General features: G+C 68.0%; 12 protein-coding genes. 5 read left to right on the forward strand and 7 right to left on the reverse strand.

Annotated elements, in window-relative coordinates; genetic code table 11:
• Positions 1 to 1,108 precede the first annotated feature (1,108 nt).
• On the forward strand, positions 1,109 to 1,828 hold the full coding sequence (locus IV501_RS06335; protein ID WP_200555609.1) for an alpha/beta fold hydrolase: 720 nt from the start codon (positions 1,109 to 1,111) through the stop codon (positions 1,826 to 1,828).
• A gap of 215 nt (positions 1,829 to 2,043) precedes the next feature.
• Here the strand turns inward: IV501_RS06335 and IV501_RS06340 are convergent, their stop codons facing one another.
• Positions 2,044 to 2,478: a hypothetical protein gene (locus IV501_RS06340; RefSeq protein WP_200555610.1), complete on the reverse strand. Its 435-nt coding sequence runs from the start codon at positions 2,476 to 2,478 to the stop codon at positions 2,044 to 2,046.
• Positions 2,479 to 2,709: 231 nt separating this feature from the next.
• Here IV501_RS06340 and IV501_RS06345 point away from each other — a divergent pair, with 231 nt between their 5' ends.
• A complete protein-coding gene (locus IV501_RS06345; protein WP_200555611.1) occupies positions 2,710 to 3,723 on the forward strand; it encodes an SDR family oxidoreductase in 1,014 nt (337 codons plus the stop codon).
• A gap of 19 nt (positions 3,724 to 3,742) precedes the next feature.
• Here the strand turns inward: IV501_RS06345 and IV501_RS06350 are convergent, their stop codons facing one another.
• The gene (locus IV501_RS06350) at positions 3,743 to 5,014 is read right to left on the reverse strand and encodes a glycoside hydrolase family 26 protein (RefSeq protein WP_200555612.1); all 1,272 of its coding nucleotides are present in this window, start codon (positions 5,012 to 5,014) and stop codon (positions 3,743 to 3,745) included.
• A gap of 65 nt (positions 5,015 to 5,079) precedes the next feature.
• On the opposite strand from IV501_RS06350, the gene IV501_RS06355 reads away from it, so the two are divergent.
• Positions 5,080 to 6,054, forward strand: a complete 975-nt coding sequence (locus tag IV501_RS06355) for a glycoside hydrolase family 26 protein (RefSeq protein WP_200555613.1) — start codon at positions 5,080 to 5,082, stop codon at positions 6,052 to 6,054.
• 28 nt (positions 6,055 to 6,082) lie between these two features.
• Here IV501_RS06355 and IV501_RS06360 read toward each other — a convergent pair whose 3' ends face one another.
• From IV501_RS06360 to IV501_RS06370, 3 genes are all read right to left on the reverse strand, one after another.
• A complete protein-coding gene (locus IV501_RS06360; protein ID WP_200555614.1) occupies positions 6,083 to 6,445 on the reverse strand; it encodes an STAS domain-containing protein in 363 nt (120 codons plus the stop codon).
• Positions 6,446 to 6,472: 27 nt separating this feature from the next.
• A complete protein-coding gene (locus tag IV501_RS06365; protein WP_200555615.1) occupies positions 6,473 to 8,383 on the reverse strand; it encodes a glycosyltransferase family 2 protein in 1,911 nt (636 codons plus the stop codon).
• A gap of 298 nt (positions 8,384 to 8,681) precedes the next feature.
• Positions 8,682 to 9,878, reverse strand: coding sequence for a polysaccharide pyruvyl transferase family protein (locus IV501_RS06370; protein ID WP_200555616.1), 1,197 nt, complete (start codon positions 9,876 to 9,878; stop codon positions 8,682 to 8,684).
• A gap of 112 nt (positions 9,879 to 9,990) precedes the next feature.
• Here IV501_RS06370 and IV501_RS06375 point away from each other — a divergent pair, with 112 nt between their 5' ends.
• Both IV501_RS06375 and IV501_RS06380 read left to right on the forward strand, forming a co-directional pair.
• Positions 9,991 to 12,138 carry a glycosyltransferase gene (locus tag IV501_RS06375; protein ID WP_200555617.1) on the forward strand — a complete coding sequence of 716 codons (2,148 nt, stop codon included), beginning with the start codon at positions 9,991 to 9,993 and terminating at the stop codon, positions 12,136 to 12,138.
• A 31-nt stretch (positions 12,139 to 12,169) separates the two neighbouring features.
• Positions 12,170 to 13,462 carry a glycosyltransferase gene (locus tag IV501_RS06380; RefSeq protein WP_200555618.1) on the forward strand — a complete coding sequence of 431 codons (1,293 nt, stop codon included), beginning with the start codon at positions 12,170 to 12,172 and terminating at the stop codon, positions 13,460 to 13,462.
• A gap of 110 nt (positions 13,463 to 13,572) precedes the next feature.
• Here IV501_RS06380 and IV501_RS06385 read toward each other — a convergent pair whose 3' ends face one another.
• Both IV501_RS06385 and IV501_RS06390 read right to left on the reverse strand, forming a co-directional pair.
• Positions 13,573 to 14,238, reverse strand: coding sequence for a galactosyltransferase-related protein (locus tag IV501_RS06385; protein WP_200555619.1), 666 nt, complete (start codon positions 14,236 to 14,238; stop codon positions 13,573 to 13,575).
• Between the two features lie 25 nt (positions 14,239 to 14,263).
• On the reverse strand, positions 14,264 to 16,351 hold the full coding sequence (locus IV501_RS06390) for a hypothetical protein (protein WP_200555620.1): 2,088 nt from the start codon (positions 16,349 to 16,351) through the stop codon (positions 14,264 to 14,266).
• Positions 16,352 to 16,510: the final 159 nt, after the last annotated feature.

Below are 16,510 nucleotides of genomic sequence, written 5' to 3' on the forward strand. Positions count from 1 at the left end.
CCTCGGCAGGACAGACGAAGCCCGAGAACGCCTAACCCATGAGCCGGCGTCAACCTCACCGCGCGACCGGGATGATGTCCAAGCGAGGTCGCGACCCACGGAAAGGATGGTAGCGAGCTGACCTTTCTCGGCTATGACCTACCAGCGCCACAACGAACGGCCCGCCTCACCTCGAGGCGGGCCGTTCTGCGTTGTGCGGTGTGGGCCATAGGGGAGAGGGCATCCGTCGTGCGGGCCGGTGAGCGAGACGCGTGGTGCTGTACTCGAGCAGAGTGAACAACTAGATCCGCCCATCAGGCAGCACAACGACCCGCCCGCAACCGTGCCACGGATCACCACGACGCATCGAGCACGGCCAACGAAGACACGTCGCACCATGCCGGCACACCGATCAGCACCCGAGCTCGCCTGCCGCCCGATCTGCTCGCGCAGATTTTTACCATTTGCGCACGACGGACACCCGCGCGCTTCCCAAAACTCCCTCTCCCCGAGTCGAACAAACGTTCGCATGGGTACGCGTGGGCACATGGGCCGCGCTCGCGACCGAAATCGGGCGCGACGGATACCAGTTCGCCGGCCGATCCCGTCCCCTTAGATCGCCGGTAGCGCATGGGCGGCAGAGCGGCTTTACGGCAGCAGGCTACGCACCGAGCGCGATCGCGGAATGTCGCCGAGGCGTACCCACAGGCGTACCCCGACGACGACGAACGGCGTACCCACAGATCGTGGGTACGCCGAATCAGAGCGAAGCTAGCTCAAGGCTCGTCCGTGGCAACATTTTGGCAACATTCGATCGAAATCGAGCCAAATCTAAACATGCTTGAGTAACCGAAAAAGCCCTAGATTCCGGGGTTTTTGGCGAATCGGCGCGTAGGCATTGAGCCGTTATTGGAGTTCGAATCCCTGTGGGGGCACCGGGAGCCTGAGACTCTCAGCCCCCGATCGCAGGCTGCAGTCGACAGGATGCGGTGCTCGAGATCTCCGAATCGATCCTGTTGGCTGCAGATTGGGCCGATGTGGCCTGTTGGCTGCACGCGGGGGTGGCGCGTCACCCGCCTGGCCCGCAGACTCACCGCGGGCGTCGGTGCCCGCGAGTAGCGTGCCCGGCATGGACATCATCTTGGTTCCCGGTTTCTGGTTGGACGCATCGAGTTGGGACGACGTGACGCCACCGCTCGTCGCGGCGGGGCACCGCGTTCATCCGCTCACCCTGCCTGGGCTGGAATCGGTCGACGCGTCGCGCGCGGGCATCGGCCTACAGACGCACATCGACGCCGTGGTGGCGAAGATCGACGAAATCAGCACGGGCGATGAGATCGGCGAGCCGGTCGTGCTCGTCGGGCACTCGGGTGGAGGCACGATCATCCATGGCGCCCTCGATGCTCGACCGGATGCCGTAGTTCGGGCTATCTACGTCGACAGCTTCCCGACGGGGGAGGGCATGTCGATCAACGACGGACTCCCGACGAACGGCGAAGAGATCCCGCTGCCGGCGTGGGACGTCTTCGATCAACCGGACCTGGTCGATCTCGATGACGAGTTGCGGGCGCAGTTCATCGCGCGGGCGATACCCGAACCGAGAGGGGTAGCCTTCGACAAGCTTCGGCTCACGGACGAGCGTCGGTACGCCGTGCCCGCGACGGTGATCGCCTGTGAGTTCAGCGGCGAGCAGGCACGCGCGTGGATAGCCGGCGAAGAGCCGTTCCTCGCGGAGCTCGGGCGGCTGCACGATGTGGAGTACGTCGATCTGCCGACCGGGCACTGGCCGCAGTTCAGCAGGCCCGCCGAGCTCGGTGCGCGCATCCTCGAGGCGGTCGAGCGCGGCTAGCACTTGAGCACCTGAGCACCTGAGCACTTGAGCACCTGAGCACCTGAGCACTTGAGCACCTGAATGCACACAGCGGGCCAAGAGCCACCCGAGACTCCCGACCCGCTTCCCGGGCGGGTGCCCACACGGTTGATCACGCGTGGGCGTGCACAACCGGGGTCTGGGGGAGTTGTCGCTAAACCTACGCCTGCGCAGGGCCGAAAGCCAGAGCGTGCCTAATCCGTCTCGCGCACGAGTCGACGGGCCGAGGTGAGGTAGAGGTAGGCCAACGCCGCGCAAGCCGCGACGACGAGCACCTGTCCAACCGGATCGCTGAGGGTCGTGAGGCCCAGGAGCCCGCCGAGCAAACCGAGCGCGGCGAGAACCCCGAGTACAGCAGCGATGACCCCCAGCGACCGGCTGAGCGTGGGCTTCGCGGTCATCCGCCACCACGCTCGCGGCGCGAAGTAGTCCTCGTTGGTCCCGCGGAAGGTGCGGACCGCCCAGAAGTACACGAACGCGAAGACGACCAACGCGAGCACGTCGAGCAAAATGACGGTCGGCTTCAGCAGCGACACCGACGAGACGAGCCCGAGCCAGAAGAACGCGGCAACGACGATGTACAGCAGCTTGTACTGCCAGGTGACGATGCGCCAGGGCCGAAAGGTCACAGATCCTCGTTCCGGCCGGGGCGGAGTGGCGGCCGTGAACGACGATAGCCGGGATGTCGGCGGTCTGAGGTCAGCGGACTGCATGTGAGCGGTCTGGATGCCAGCGGTCTGCATGTCGGCGGTAATGTACACGCGTCGATCGCGCCGAGCCACCGCCAGTCGACATTGCGGCGCGGATGCGTCAGTGAGGGTACGTTCCACCCCGTCGGCAACCCGAGGGAGAGAACACTCATGTCCACACAATCACGCGGCGTCGCCGTCGTCACCGGAGGCACCGCCGGGCTCGGAAGAGCGACGGTGCGCGAGCTCGCCGCCCGCGGCTGGGACGTCGCCATCCTGGCGCGAGGCGAGGATGGCTTGGCCGCGACGACGGCCGAGGTGATCGCCGCAGGTCGACGCAGTCTCGGCATCCCGACCGATGTCTCGGATGTCGACGCCGTTGAGCGGGCCGCCGACCGCATCGAGGCCGAACTCGGCCCCATCGAGCTCTGGGTGAACGACGCGATGGTCGGCGTCTTCGGTGAGTTCCTCAGCACGAGCGCAGTGGACTTCGAGCGCGCCACCGCCGTCAATTACTTCGGGTTCGTGAACGGAACGAGAGCAGCGCTGGCCCGGATGGTCCCGCGGGATCGGGGCCACGTCATCCAGGTCGGATCGGCTCTCGGGCACCGTGGCATTCCGCTGCAGGCCGCGTACTGCGGCGCGAAGCACGCGGTGGAGGGCTTCACCGAGTCGGTGGTCTCCGAGCTCACGCATGCCAAGAGCACGGTGGCACTGTCGGTGGTCGACATGCCGGCCCTCAACACCATCCAGTTCGAGTGGGTCAAGTCGCAGCTGCCGCACCACCCGCAGCCGGTGCCGCCGATCTTCGAGCCGGAGGTGGGAGCGACGGCGATAGCGGATGTCGCGGATCGACCGAGGCGTCGCACCTGGGTCGGCGAACCAACGGTGGGTACCATCCTCGGGCAGCGCTTCGCCCCGAGGTTTCTCGACTGGTATCTCGCCCGCACCGGGTACAGCGGCCAGCAGGCCGCAGACAAGGATGCCAGCAACCCGATGCTGCCCGACAACGTCTACGCGCCGGCCAGCGGCGACCACGGCGCCCGCGGGAGTTTCAGCGATCGCGCGCATACGTCGTCCCCCCAGATCTGGCTGATCGGTCACCGACGGCTCAGCGCGGCGATCGGTGGCGCGGTCTGCGCGCTCGCCGCGGTGGTGGCGGTGCGGAGTCTGGCGAGGCGGTGATGGTCGGGTCGGGTCGGGTCTACAGCTTGTTGCAGACCGTCACGTCGTTGCCGTAGCGGAACCAGCCGGGCAGGTCTTTCGAGAAGGCCTTCGCGATGGCCGGCGTGCCGGACGCCCGCCAGTCGACGTTGTCTTTGATCTCGATCTCGTACTTGCTCCACTCGAACCAATTGATCATCTTGAGTTGCGGGAACTCCTTGTGAGTCTCCGCCGAGAATGCCTGTGTCCACCAGGCCTGCTTCACGGCGAGTTCGCTTGCGCCGCCGATGCGGGATGGCGTGTAGATGGCCGAGGTCTCGGGGATCGCGACCGGATGTCCATGGTCGACGCCGTAGACCTGATAGAAGTCGGGAATGGCGCTGTCATCACCCGCGCTGCCGTTGTACGTGCCGGTGAGCATGTCGGCGAACTTGTTCGGCTCCGGAACCTCGTTGTCGCCCCACGGACGCTGGTTGCCCCAGTGGTAGAGCGAGATTCCGACCCAGTCGACGTATCGGTCACCCGGGAAGTACGGCGCGTAGGTGTCGTCGGCCATCGTGAGCGCGCCGTCGTGGTTGGTGTCGAGGAGCGCGAAATCGGGGGTTCCCGGTTTCACGGCGAACTGCCCGCCGGCGAACGGATAACCGCCGCCGTAGTTGGGCGCCCACATCATCGACGTGCCGCGCGCGCCGGCGTGCACCGCGGTGGCGACGCGCTGGAAGGTCTCCACGTACTTGGTGGGCTGCTGTCCCCAGGCGTACCAGGAGCCGTTCATCTCATGGGCGAAGCGCACGATCACCGGAACACCTTCGGCGTTGATCGCGGCGAGGTCGGTGACCAGCTTCGAGATGACGGCGTCGCTGATGGTGTCGAGTCCACCGTGGGGTTCGAGCGTGAGCAGCAGGATGCCGCCGTTCGCCTTCACCTGGGTGACGGCATCCAGCGTGTGGCGCCAGGTCGCGGCGCTGTACGGGATGTCCGAGAACTGCACCGTCACCGCCGGCGCGTGGCCGAGGGTCTTGGCGTATTCGGGCAGCGTCTCGGTGTTCCAGTCGAGGTTGACGCCGAACAGCACGCCCTTCTTCGGCACCAGGGCAGCCCGGTCGGCGACCAGGCACTGCTGCGTGGTCGCGGTGGGGGCCGCCTGCGAGGCACGGGCAGCAGAACTCTGCACCTGCGTCGTCACGACACCCACCGTCGCGCCCACCAACAGCATCACGATCAGCGGCACGATCACGGTGGGGCGACGGCGGCGATTCTTGCCGGGATGACCGACGAAGCCGTGCTCCGGTTCGGTGGCGGTGGGCGTCATCGTTCTCTCCGTTCGTGCAGGTGCGTCGTTTTGAGGCTGAGTTCGTGCGCATAGAATTGCGCCGCATGAGACGTTCGCGCCCCGCGGTGGCGGCAGCCATGGCCATCGGTCTGGCCGCCGTCGTGCTGCTGACCGCCTGCACCGGGGCGGGCGGCTCCGGCGCCGAATCGCAGCAACACGGCCCGCTGAAGTGGGGCGTCTATGTTCCGGATGACAGCGAGCCGTCGAGCGATATCTCGGTCGTCACCCAGATGGCCGGCCGCGAACCCGACTACGTGCTGCGCTTCGCCGCGCTCGCCGAGGACGCTCCGATCGGACGCCTCGAAGCGATAGCGAACAGCGGCGCCATGCCCATGCTGAGTCTGGAGCCGTGGGTTCCCGGCGCCGGCGTCGACCAGCCCGACTACGCCCTTGCGACCATCGCCGCTGGAGCGCATGACGCCGACCTGAAGCGCTGGGCGCAGGCGCTTGCCGAGTGGAACAAGCCCGTCATGCTGCGATTCGCGCACGAGATGAATGGCGACTGGTATCCGTGGGCCATCGGCGTCAACGGCAATACCGCCGGCGACTTCGTGGCGGCCTGGCGTCACGTCCACGAGGTGTTCACGTCGGCCGGTGCCAGCAAAGTGACGTTCGTCTGGGCGCCGAATGTGTCGTACCCGGGGCACACAACGCCGTTCACGAGCCTCTACCCCGGCGCGGATTCCGTGGACGTGCTGGGGCTCGACGGCTACAACCAGCAGGCCGACGGCCGCACGTGGACTACTCCGGAAGGTCTCTTCCGTTCGGGGTTGCGCGAGTTGCGCAGTCTTCCCGGTGGCAGACCGATCATCGTTACCGAGACGGCGACGTCGGAGGGGTCCCCGCTCGGCACCGAAAAGGCCGAGTGGATCAACCGCCTGGTCAGCTACCTGGGCGACTCCGCACGCGTCGACGGTTTCATCTGGTTCCAGGCCAACAAGGAGCAGGACTGGCGCTTCAACTCCACGGCCCAGGCGCAGGCCGCGATGAAGCACGCTCTGGCCCGGTTCGGTTCCTGACCCTAGCGCCGGAGCGGCGACCCGACGCTCATCGAGCGGCCTCAAGGGCATCCAATCGGGTCGGGTAGACGGCGATCACCATGGTGAGTCGCAGGGCGCTGTGGGCGCTGGCAAGCACGGGGGACTCGCCGTGCACCCGGAAGTCACCGCCGGCCGATCGGGCGATACGCAGCAGATCGAGCATCCCTGCTACTCCCGATGGCGTGATCTTGGTGACGGCAGAGACATCGAGCAGCACGATCGCCGGGTGATCCTCGACGGCACGCGCGACCTCGCCGCGGAGGCAGAGGAGGGAGGTCGCGTTGAGCTCGCCCTCGACCGTGAGGTCGTGGTGTGGTGCCATGCGCGAGAGGGCACGTGCGGGGCTGGGGATGGGAGTGAGAAGAGACATGGGCGGGGGCTCCATTTCTTGCGGTGATTACCGTTCTGCAGCTGGGGTACGGGGGAAGGATGTTTCGTGCTCGACGATCGCCAGCGCGCTCGTCAGTTCTTCCGTGGGTGGGTTCGGGTCGGTGATGTCACTGCCGGGACCCCGGTAGCGCGCGGCGCCGATGACGACGCCGAGGAGGAGGAAGTCGATGACCACCCAGACCAGGGTGAGCACGGTTGCGGCGACCGGAGCGTCGCCGATGGCACAGCGGTAGATTCCGATCGCGGACGCGATCAGGAGGAGCCCCATGACGACGAGCTGCGGGGCGACGGCACGGTAGTCGGTGCCGACCTGGTTCTTGGTCTTGGAGGTGACCGAGAAGGCGAGATGCTTTCCAAAAAACGTGGCGGCGAAGCCGGAGACGGTGGCGCCGATCCAGGTCGGGAACAGCGCGAACGACATCTGCTGACCCCGCCACAGGCCACGGGAGCGTCGACCGGCCACCTGGAAGAAGATCTGGCAGCAGGCGAAGAAGGGCACGAAGTAGAGCAGGAAGGTGAGCGCGCTGGCCTTGAGCGGGTAGATGCCGAGCGTGAGAAACACGATCGGTGCCGCGATGTAGACCAGCGCCGCAAAACCGTTCAGGTAGCTCGTCATCGTGCCGAAGTACATCAAACGCTGGCCGAGAGTGAGGCCGCGCATGAACAGCGGGTTATCGGAGAAGAACACCTGCATCGACCCGGCCGCCCAGCGTTTGCGCTGGGTGAGCATCGTGCCGGCATCTTCCGGGGCGAGCCCGTGCACGAGCACCTCGTGGTGGTATGCGCTCGACCAGCCCATCGCGTGCAGGTGCATCGCGGTGGCCATGTCTTCGGTGATCGTGCTCGTGTCGAGCGGCTGGATGGCGAGCGCCTGGTCGGTGCGGGCCACCTCCACGAGCTCGAGAACGGCGTCGAGTTCGCTGATGACCGCGGCAGAGACGTCGTCGTGGCTGAGCACGGCCTGGTGGAATGACGTGCGCAGCTGCCAGGTGATCTCGCTGAGCACGTCGCCGGTGCGGTACTGCGCATCGGCATGGCCCATCGCCGCCAGGGCGTCCTCGACGGCGGGCATCCCGGCGGGGTCTCGGACTGCCAGCTCACTGAGGAGGTCGGTCAGTCGCGATCGTCCGGCTCGGAGCGCCGACCGCATCCGTCCCTGCGCTGCGCGTGCGAAGCGGGTGAGGCCGAGGGCCATGAGCGCCTCGCGACGGAGTATGGCGTTCGATCCGCAGAAGAACGCGGCACCCCAGCCGTCTTTGCCCTGCTGGATGGGACCGTAGAACAGGTCAGCGTGACTGCCGAGGGGGTCGCGGGAGTCGACGTTCCAGAACTGCTGCGGAGTCTGGACGAAGGCGATCTCGTCGTCGACGAAATACCCGAGCACGCGGTTGAGAAACCGCGGCTGCGGCACCTGATCGGCGTCGAAGATGGCGATGAACTCGCCGGACGTGGCGAACAACGCGTTGTTGACGTTGCCGGCCTTGGCGAAGCGCTGGCGGCCTTCCCACTCCGGGCCGCGGGTGATGTAGCCGATGCCGAGAAGCTCGGCGGCGCGCCGGAATTCCGGGCGATCGCCGTCATCCAGAATCCAGGTCTCGTGCGGGTAGGTCATGTCGCGCGCCGCGATCGCGGTCGTCATCACCATCGCGAGCGGCTCGTTGTAGGTGGCGATGAAGACATCGACCGTGCGACCCTCGGGGGCGATGGGTGCCGTCGGGCGGCGCTTCGAGTTCCACATGGTGAGCGCGTAGAGCAGCGATTCGCCGAAGCTGTAGGTCTCGGCGAGCAGCAGCGGCACCGCGATGAACCAGGCCGACCACGGAACCGATGCGGTCCAGCGCCAGCCGATGTAGACGATGCCGAAGGCGACGACGAGAACGGCGAGGACGCGGACGAGAGTCAGCTGCTTCACGCCCATGACGCACCCCCTGCGGGGTGCGGGGAACGAGCGGGTACGGGGTATGGCAAAACGGAGAGCGTCATTCGGGTCCACTCGATCGGCGTCATCACGATCGACCGGGGGGTCGCATCGTGCGGGCGAGTGCGACGTCTTCGGCGCCGGCGGCGGGGAAGCCACCGTGTGTCGGTACTGCTGGGTAGTTCAACAGTTGCATACAAGCGCGAAAAAGTGCGTTACCAACGTGTGAATTTAATCGAGCGATCCATGCATTTGCAGCGATTCCTGCGCTGCTGTGCCCCGGACTGGGGGTGTCGGGTCACCGGCCGATGGCGCGAAAAACCCGATCCCACCACTCTGCCGATTCCGCCGCCCGCGCCGTCACGACGGGCTCGGCCGCCGCGCGGATCGCATCGCGATCGGCCCACACCCGCTCTGCGAGCACGGGGCCGTCACCGGCCACGAGCCCGGTGATCGGCAGCACAGAACTCTGCCCGAAGTTGCCGAGTGCTCCGGTCAGTTTCACGGTGGTGTACTCGTCGACCGAGATGCCGATGGTTGGCACTCCCGCGGCGGTAGCGAAGACCGCGGGGTGGTAGCGGCTGGTCAGCACGAGGGATGCGGTGCGTGCGAGATCGGCGGCCGCCATCGCGGTGGTCGGGGTGATCTGGGTGGCGGGCGCGGACATCCGCTCGGCGATCGCGGCATGCAGCACGGCGTCGCCCTTCACGATGCCGGGAACGGTCGACCCGAAATGCGCGAGGAACTCGATCGCGAGCCCGGTGCGCTCGGCCAGACCGTCGAGCAGCTCGGCGGCTCGGGTGATGACCGCGTCGCGGTCAGCACCGCCGAGGTGGGTGGAGAACGTCACCAGGATCGCCGGACGGATGCCCGTGGCCGACCCGAGAAAACTCGCGTCGTCGACGGTGTGGGTAAGTTTCGCGGGGTCGACGCCGATGCGCTCGGTAAGCGCGCGCGAGGTGGCCTCCCGCAGCCCGACCAGCGTGGCCGAGGAGAGCAATTGCGCGACGAGCGCCGTGTCGCCGAGGGTGAGTTCTGGGCCGATGGTCTGGCCGCTCACCACGAGCGGCCGGCCGAACAGTTTCGCCAGCGCGCCGATAGTGCCGCGCTCGGCGATATGCAGCGGCCAGGTGGAGGCGAGGTTGCCGCCGCCGGCGACCGCCACGCCGTCTGCACTGCGGATCGCGTCGATGACGGCCCACGCGGTGTCGTCGTCGGCGAGCTGCGTGCGGTCGCCGGCGGCGGCGCGAAGCACGCTCTCGCGACGGTCCCGCATCTGCAGCCGGGCATCCGGACCGGTGAAGCCGAAGCCGATGCGCTCTATCGCATCCACGCCGTACCGCGCGGCGGTGTCGGCGGGGGCGGAGGAGATGCCGGTCACGTGGGAGATCCCGTGCGATCGCGCCTGGACGACGAACTCCTCGAACATGGCCTCGTCGCCGATATGGATCGTGTCGTTCTCGACACCGACGTCTCCGATGAGCACCAGACTCACATTCGCTCCTTGCTGTCAACCCAGGCTGTCTCGGTCGGCGGAAAAGATACTATCGAGTGTCGTCAGGGAGGCGATCCCAGGCCCCGCGCCGGGGCCGAGAAGGGACGTGCTGATGGGCATCCAGACATCGCTCGACGCCGTGCGCCAGTCCGAGACGCTCGTGAACTCGATGCGGCTCGCCGATGACCTCGCCTTCGACGCCAATCGCGACGGCGGCGCGCGGACGATCCGCGTGCTCACCGCAGCCCTCTCGGGCGACGACCAGCTCACCGCCATCGCTGCCACCCACGCGCTCGCCCAGGTCTACGACGAGCAGGCCGATGTCGTGCTGTCGCGACTGCTGTCGAGCAAGCGCGGCTACCTGCGCGAACACGCAGCCTGGGCCCTCGGCTCCCGGTTGCCCCGGTTCGACGCTGTCGGTCGACTGGTCGCGCTTGTCATCGGTGGGGGATTCGCGGGCATGCTCGCCCAGCGCACGCTCGAGCAGTGGTCCGACCCCGCACCGTCGCAGATCGCACTCGCCCTGGAGGGCGCCCTGCTCGGCATCGACGAGCCAGACCAGCGCTACCGCCTGGTCGAGAGCCTGGGACTCGTGCGCAATCGCATCGCTACCGGTCCGCTGATGCGCGTGGCGCAGAACGCCGACGAAGACGAGTCGGTGCGCGTCGCCGCGGTTGCGGCGCTGGGCCAGCGCGCCGAAGTGCCCGCGATCGCCGCGCTCCTGTCAGAATTCGCCGCGGGGGAGGGCTACCTCGCCAACGTGGCGAGACTGGCGCTGGTCGACATCGCCGCGCATTCTCTGATTCGCAGCGCCCCGGACGCGCCGCTCACCGTCGCCCAGCTCTTCCTCCACGCCGACATCGATGCCGACCTCACCCAGGCCGGCAGTGGTGACAACGGCGGTATCGCAACACTGCTGGTTCGCCTCGGCGACGCTCTCGAGGGTCGGGGCATCTCGAGGGTCGTGACGATGTCCCGGGGCACTGCCGAAGAGGCGCTCGAGAGCGTTTTCGAGATCGCCGGTGTCGCGGATGGGCATGTCTACGGCAAGGTCCCGCTGCTGAGCGACCCCGTGCAGTCAGCGAACGCCTGGCCGCTGCGGGTTGCTGCCCGCCGCGGCATCCGTCGGGTGCTCCGGGCGGCCGGAACGGTCGACATGCTTCACCTGCGGATGGCGGATGTCGGCAGTCTCGCGGCGTTCGACGTCGCCCGCGAGCTGGACATTCCCGTGGTTTTCACCGTGGCGCCCGACCCACACGCGGTAATCAATTCGATGGACAGCGCAGGGCGCCTCACGCGCTGGAACTTCGGCGATGTCGATCAGACCGAGCACTTCTGGTTCCGCACCAGGCTGGTGCAGCAGCTTGCGTCGAACGCCTCGCACACCGTGCTGTTTCCGCGTCCTGAGCTGCAGCGCGACATGAAGGAGCTCGTCGGCATCGACATCACCGCCCACCCCGAGCGGCACACGATCGTGCCAGAGGGAATCGACATCGCCGTGGTCGATCGGGCCGTGGAGGAGGCTGCCGACTGTGCCGCAGGGGCCGAGCCGACGGCTCCGCTGGCCGAACTCGCCGCTCTGCTCGACAGGCTGCCCGTCGAGCGTCGTGACCTCCCGCTGCTGGTCAGCGTCGGTCGGTTCCACCGCGTGAAGGGCATGGCGACCATCGCCGAGGCGTGGGCGGGCGGGCCGCTACGGCAGGCCTCGAATCTGCTGCTCATCGGCGGCGACCTGGAGAATCCGACTGCCGACGAGCGGGAACAGCTCGATCTGATGGATGCCTTGGTCGCGCCAGCAGACCGCCTCGCCCACGGACTGATCCTCTCCGGTCACCGACCGAACGACACCGTCGCGCGCTGGGTCGCCGCCGCACGCTTCGGACTTCCCGGCCTGGTCGCGCCGCGCGGCGTCTACGTCTGCGGAAGCCTCAAAGAGGAGTTCGGCATCGCCCTGCTCGAGGCCATGGCGACCGGACTTTTCGTGGTCGCGCCCGATGGGGGCGGGCCGGCAACCTACGTCGAACGCGGGGTGACCGGCATTCTCACCACCACCTGGGACGTCGATGCGCTGGGCGCGGCGATGGGCGATGCCCTCGCGATCAGCGCGAGCGAGACGAGTGACGATCGCGCGGTCGCCTCGCGGCGCACGGTCGAAGACAGCTTCACGATCCAGGCGATGGCGTCGTCGCTGCGAGAGCTCTACGCCGGGGTGCACAGCGAAGAGAGCGCTCTGCTCGACGGGCTGGTGGGCGTTCAGTGAGGTTCAGACGTTCAGTGAGGTTCAGAATCGCATGACGCTCCTGATCATCAGTCCGGACTACGCCTCGCACCTGCTTCCGCTCGCCACCCTCGGCACCGCCTGGCGTGACGCGGGGGAGCGGGTCGTCGTGGCGACCGGTCCGGCCACCGCCGCGATCGTCGAGTCGTTCGGCTACGAGCGGGTCAACCTGCAACTCGGCAAGGGGTCGAACCCCGGAGTCATCCGTGCCGAGGAGCAGCGAAAGGGGGAGGACGACGCTCTGCGCGGGTTCTTCGCTGCCACCCGCGAGGGCATGGTCGAGACGCTCGCCTTTCAGGCCGAGGCCCGGCTGAGCGACCTCATGTGGGACCCGGTGCGGGTCGGTCGCGAGGTGCAGGCGGTCGTGCAGGCGGTGGGGGCAGACGCCATCATCGTCGATCACCTCGCGTTCAGCGCGCGGCTGGCCCTCACCGCGCAAGGCGTGCCGTTCGCGGATGTCGTGCTCGGGCATCCGACCGCACTGCCGGTGGGAGACGAGGTCTACGGCTACCCGCCGGTGTGGCCGGCGGCCTTCACCCCGGATGCTTCCGCTCTCGCCGCGCTGCACGAGCTGTGCGAGCGGGTCTCGACAAATTTCACGGCCGAGTGGAACGCGGCGCTCTCGCAACTCGCCCCCGAGCTGCCGCCGTCGCTCGACGCCTTCGCCGAGCACGGCGACCTGCTGCTGTACAACTATCCGGCCGAGCTGTCAGACCCGCAGCGCACCGCAATTCTGCCGCCGCACGCGTTTCTCGGGTCTTCTGTGCGCGAGGAGCCCAGAGACGACGAGGTAGAGGCCTGGATCGCGGCGAGCGATCAGCCCTATGTCTACGTGAGTTTCGGCAGCTTCCTCTCCGTGCGGGCGGATGTTCTGGCTCGCGTGATCGCGGCTCTGCGCGACCTCGGGGTGCGGGCGGCCATCGCGCTCGGGTCGGCGGATCGCGCCGAGCTCGGCGACATCCCTGACGGCTTTCTGGTGCGCGAGTTTCTGCCCCAGGTTCGGCTGCTCGACGACGCTGCCGCGGCCGTGACCCACGGCGGCAACAACAGCGTGACCGAGGCGATGACCGCGGGGGTGCCGCTCGTGGTGCTGCCGTTCTCCACGGATCAGTTCGCCGGGGCCGCCGCGATAGAAGATGCGGGTTTCGGCGTGGCACTTGCGCCGAATACGGCCACGATCGAGCAGCTGACGGCCGCGATCGAGGCCGTGCTCGCCCTGCCGCGCGTGCCGCTCGCGACCGACCTCCGCGCGCATCCGGGTCCACAGCGCGCGTACGACGCCCTGCGGTCTCCGCTGGCCGAGTAGCTCCTGTTGGTCGAGTAGCGCACGCGCTCTAGCGCGTCCGCGAATCGAGGCCCGCGTGGGTGGTTTCGATACGCGTCCCCGTTCCCCGGGCGCTACTCAACCGGCGGCGGTCAACCCGCGGCGGGCCGCACCAGCGCGCGCATCGCCTCGGGCGACGTTGCCGCATCCCGATACCGCTCCATCAGTGCGGCGTTTGCGTCGTACTGCGGGCCCTCCCGCACCTCGGCCTTGTGATGCAGGGCATACACGCGTCCGTGATGCCGACGCGGGGTCTCACCGAGCAGGGTCTCGTGTGCCAGATACCATGCGGCATCCTCGAATCCCCATCCGCGGAAGCGCTCGTCCTGTCCGCCGTGTGCCCACCAGGTCTCTGGCGTCGTCACGTACACGCCCGAGCATGCGCCGCGCACGAGCTCGAAGTCGCAGTCGTCGAGCTCTGCGCCACCGGCGTACTGCGCCGTGCCGGTCGACCCCAGCCAGTGATATTCGTCGTAGGGCAGGTGCACCAGTCCGGAGCCGGATGCCGCGGCGATCGCCTCGATCAGTGCATCTTTCTGTGGCAGGGTGTCCGCGTCGTTGATGACAACCACCTCGGACGGGTCCTCGATCGACGCGACTCCGAGATTGCGACACCGGGACAGGTTGAAGATCTCATCGTCGGAGTCGACGACGCGAATCACTGCCTCGGGCAGATTGTGCGCGTACCACGCCTTGACGGCGGCGAACGCGGGGACGCGGGTGGGCTGAGGACGCCAGGGCACGAGCACGGTGAGCATTCCCACAATGCTAAACGGCTGCCCGTCAGGCGAGCGACTCGGAGAAGCGCAGCCAGGCCCACAACCCCAGGCTCAGCGCGCTGAACCCGGCGGCGACCGCGAGGGATGCCAGCACCGGAAACCCCACACCGGTACCGACGAACACCGTTCCCGCGATGGTCGCGACGACCGCCGCGGTCGCGATCCAGATCGACGGAGACCATTCGAGGATGACCCGCCCGGGCAGGTTTGCGATCGGCAGCACCATGATGAGTGCCGACCCGATCCCCGCGAGGGCCACGGTGGTGCAGAGCTCGCGACCGAACTCCGCCCAGAATCCGGATGCCGCAGCGAGCGGCCCCACCAGCACCCACGCGATCACGCCCAGCACGACGACCGAGGCGACCTCCGCCAGCCGCACTGCCCCGCGCGGTCTCGCGGGCATCCGTCCAACGAAGGCCATGCCGAGTAGCGCCCCGGCGACGACCGGCGGGTCGACGCCGGTGACGCGCGACAGCACCGCGGTGAGGAGCGCCCCGACCAGCATCACGATCAGCAGTCGAGGTCGCCCGGAGACACCGAAGCGGGCGCCCACGACTCTGCCGACGACCATGACCGCCGCGTTCAGGATGACCAGGCCGACGGCGACGGCGATGGTCAGCCGCAGGTATCGCACCTCATCGCTCACCCGGGTCGACAGCACGATGAGTGCCGTCGCCGCCGCCAGCGAGGCGACGATGCCGATCCACGGCGCGGCTGGGGCGGACGGTTCCGGTACCGACTCTCCCCGGCGGTTGCGGCCCAAGACACGGGGCGATCGGGGGAGCCTGCGACCGTGCAGGGTGGTCGCGAGCAGCCGCATCGGAAGCGCGATGAGCACCAGGAAGGCGAGCGCCGCGAGCAGCGCGAGCGCCCAGGTGCCGCGGCTGATCGACACGGCGACGGTCGGGATGTCGGCGCCGAACGCCGTGGGAGCCTGCCAGTCGGGCGGCGAAGCGCCGGCATCCGTTGAGCCGCCGGAGCGGGGATCGTTTGGCAGAGACGGCGCCGCGGGCGAGCTCGGTGACGGCGCGGGGTCAGCCGGGGCCGTCGTCTGACCGGGAGCCGACGGTGTCGGCGCCGCGCTCGCTGTTGGCGCTGGCGCGAAACTGACTCGCACCTCACCGGAGGGAGCGGCATAGTTGCCTGCTTGGTCGCGCTGCACCGCGAGTACGGCGTAGGTGCCGGTGGCCGACGATCGGGTGGTGCAGCTCCACTCGGTACCGCTCACAGTCGTGCTGCAGATCGGCACGTTGGAGAGGTAGACGTCGATGCGACCGCCGTCTTCGCCGGTGCCGCGGAAAGTGACCGTCGGGGCGGTGACCACCGTTCCCGTTCGCGGCGAGGTGACGACGGGGGCGGCCGGGGCATTCTTGTCGATGGTGACGTTCACCGAGCCGGAGACGGATGACGAGGCGCCGCCGCCGAGGGCAGGGTTCGTCTGCGTCGCGGTGACAGCCCAGGTGCCGGATGGCACGGCGAGCGAGCAGGACCAGTAGCCGGTCGCGGTGACGGGGGAGGTGCATCCGCCGGTCGGATCGCCACCAACGGCCACCGTCACGGTCGACCCGGCGAATCCCAGACCGGTGACGAGTCCCGGAGAGAGCCCGCCGTTTCCGTCGATCGTCGGCGCACCCAGAACGTCGATCGGGTCGGACTGCGCGCTCCCGGTGCTGCCGTCGAGATCTTCGATTGCCGTCAGCACGATGTCGGCGCCGCTCGCGAGGGAGACGATGCAGTTCCAGGTGACGTCGCCATTGCGGGGGATGCTGCAGAGCGTGCCGCCGCTGGTCGCCCCGCCGTTGATTACCCCGCCGTTGATTACCCTGATGCTGCTGTCGGCATCCTTCTGCCCGGAGACCGCCACCGCGTTGGTGGGGGAGAACGCCGGGGCGCTGATGGTGACGGCGAGCGGGCCCGCGGTGGGGCTGGGTGACGGAGTCGCGCCCTCGTCGGGCGAGGGGCTGGGGGCGGCAGCAATCAGCGCCGGTGCGAGCGCAATGGCGGCGGCCAGGATCAGGAATCGACCGAGCCCGCTCGCTCCGCGTTCGCGAAACGAACGTCGACGGACGTTCGAGAGGGATTGCTGCACCACGATCCATTCAGCACGGCCTAGCCGCTGGTGTCAATCGGCCACGCGAAAGTCTTGACTTTGTGCTAGCAACTCAGCACTCTTAGTCACACGACTGGGACACTCGACCCAGTTCGGCTCGTGCAGGTCGAAATTTCACCACACAGGTGCCGTCGAAGGGGA

Source organism: Lacisediminihabitans changchengi, assembly GCF_016634425.1.
GTDB lineage: Bacteria > Actinomycetota > Actinomycetes > Actinomycetales > Microbacteriaceae > Lacisediminihabitans > Lacisediminihabitans changchengi.

Coding starts and splice junctions, on each gene's coding strand:
- IV501_RS06365 (WP_200555615.1), bottom strand. CDS start 8,383: ATGGGCGTGAAGCAGCTGACTCTCGTCCGCGTCCTCGCCGTTCTCGTC.
- IV501_RS06380 (WP_200555618.1), top strand. CDS start 12,170: ATGACGCTCCTGATCATCAGTCCGGACTACGCCTCGCACCTGCTTCCG.
- IV501_RS06350 (WP_200555612.1), bottom strand. CDS start 5,014: ATGACGCCCACCGCCACCGAACCGGAGCACGGCTTCGTCGGTCATCCC.
- IV501_RS06375 (WP_200555617.1), top strand. CDS start 9,991: ATGGGCATCCAGACATCGCTCGACGCCGTGCGCCAGTCCGAGACGCTC.
- IV501_RS06360 (WP_200555614.1), bottom strand. CDS start 6,445: ATGTCTCTTCTCACTCCCATCCCCAGCCCCGCACGTGCCCTCTCGCGC.
- IV501_RS06335 (WP_200555609.1), top strand. CDS start 1,109: ATGGACATCATCTTGGTTCCCGGTTTCTGGTTGGACGCATCGAGTTGG.
- IV501_RS06385 (WP_200555619.1), bottom strand. CDS start 14,238: ATGCTCACCGTGCTCGTGCCCTGGCGTCCTCAGCCCACCCGCGTCCCC.
- IV501_RS06345 (WP_200555611.1), top strand. CDS start 2,710: ATGTCCACACAATCACGCGGCGTCGCCGTCGTCACCGGAGGCACCGCC.
- IV501_RS06355 (WP_200555613.1), top strand. CDS start 5,080: ATGAGACGTTCGCGCCCCGCGGTGGCGGCAGCCATGGCCATCGGTCTG.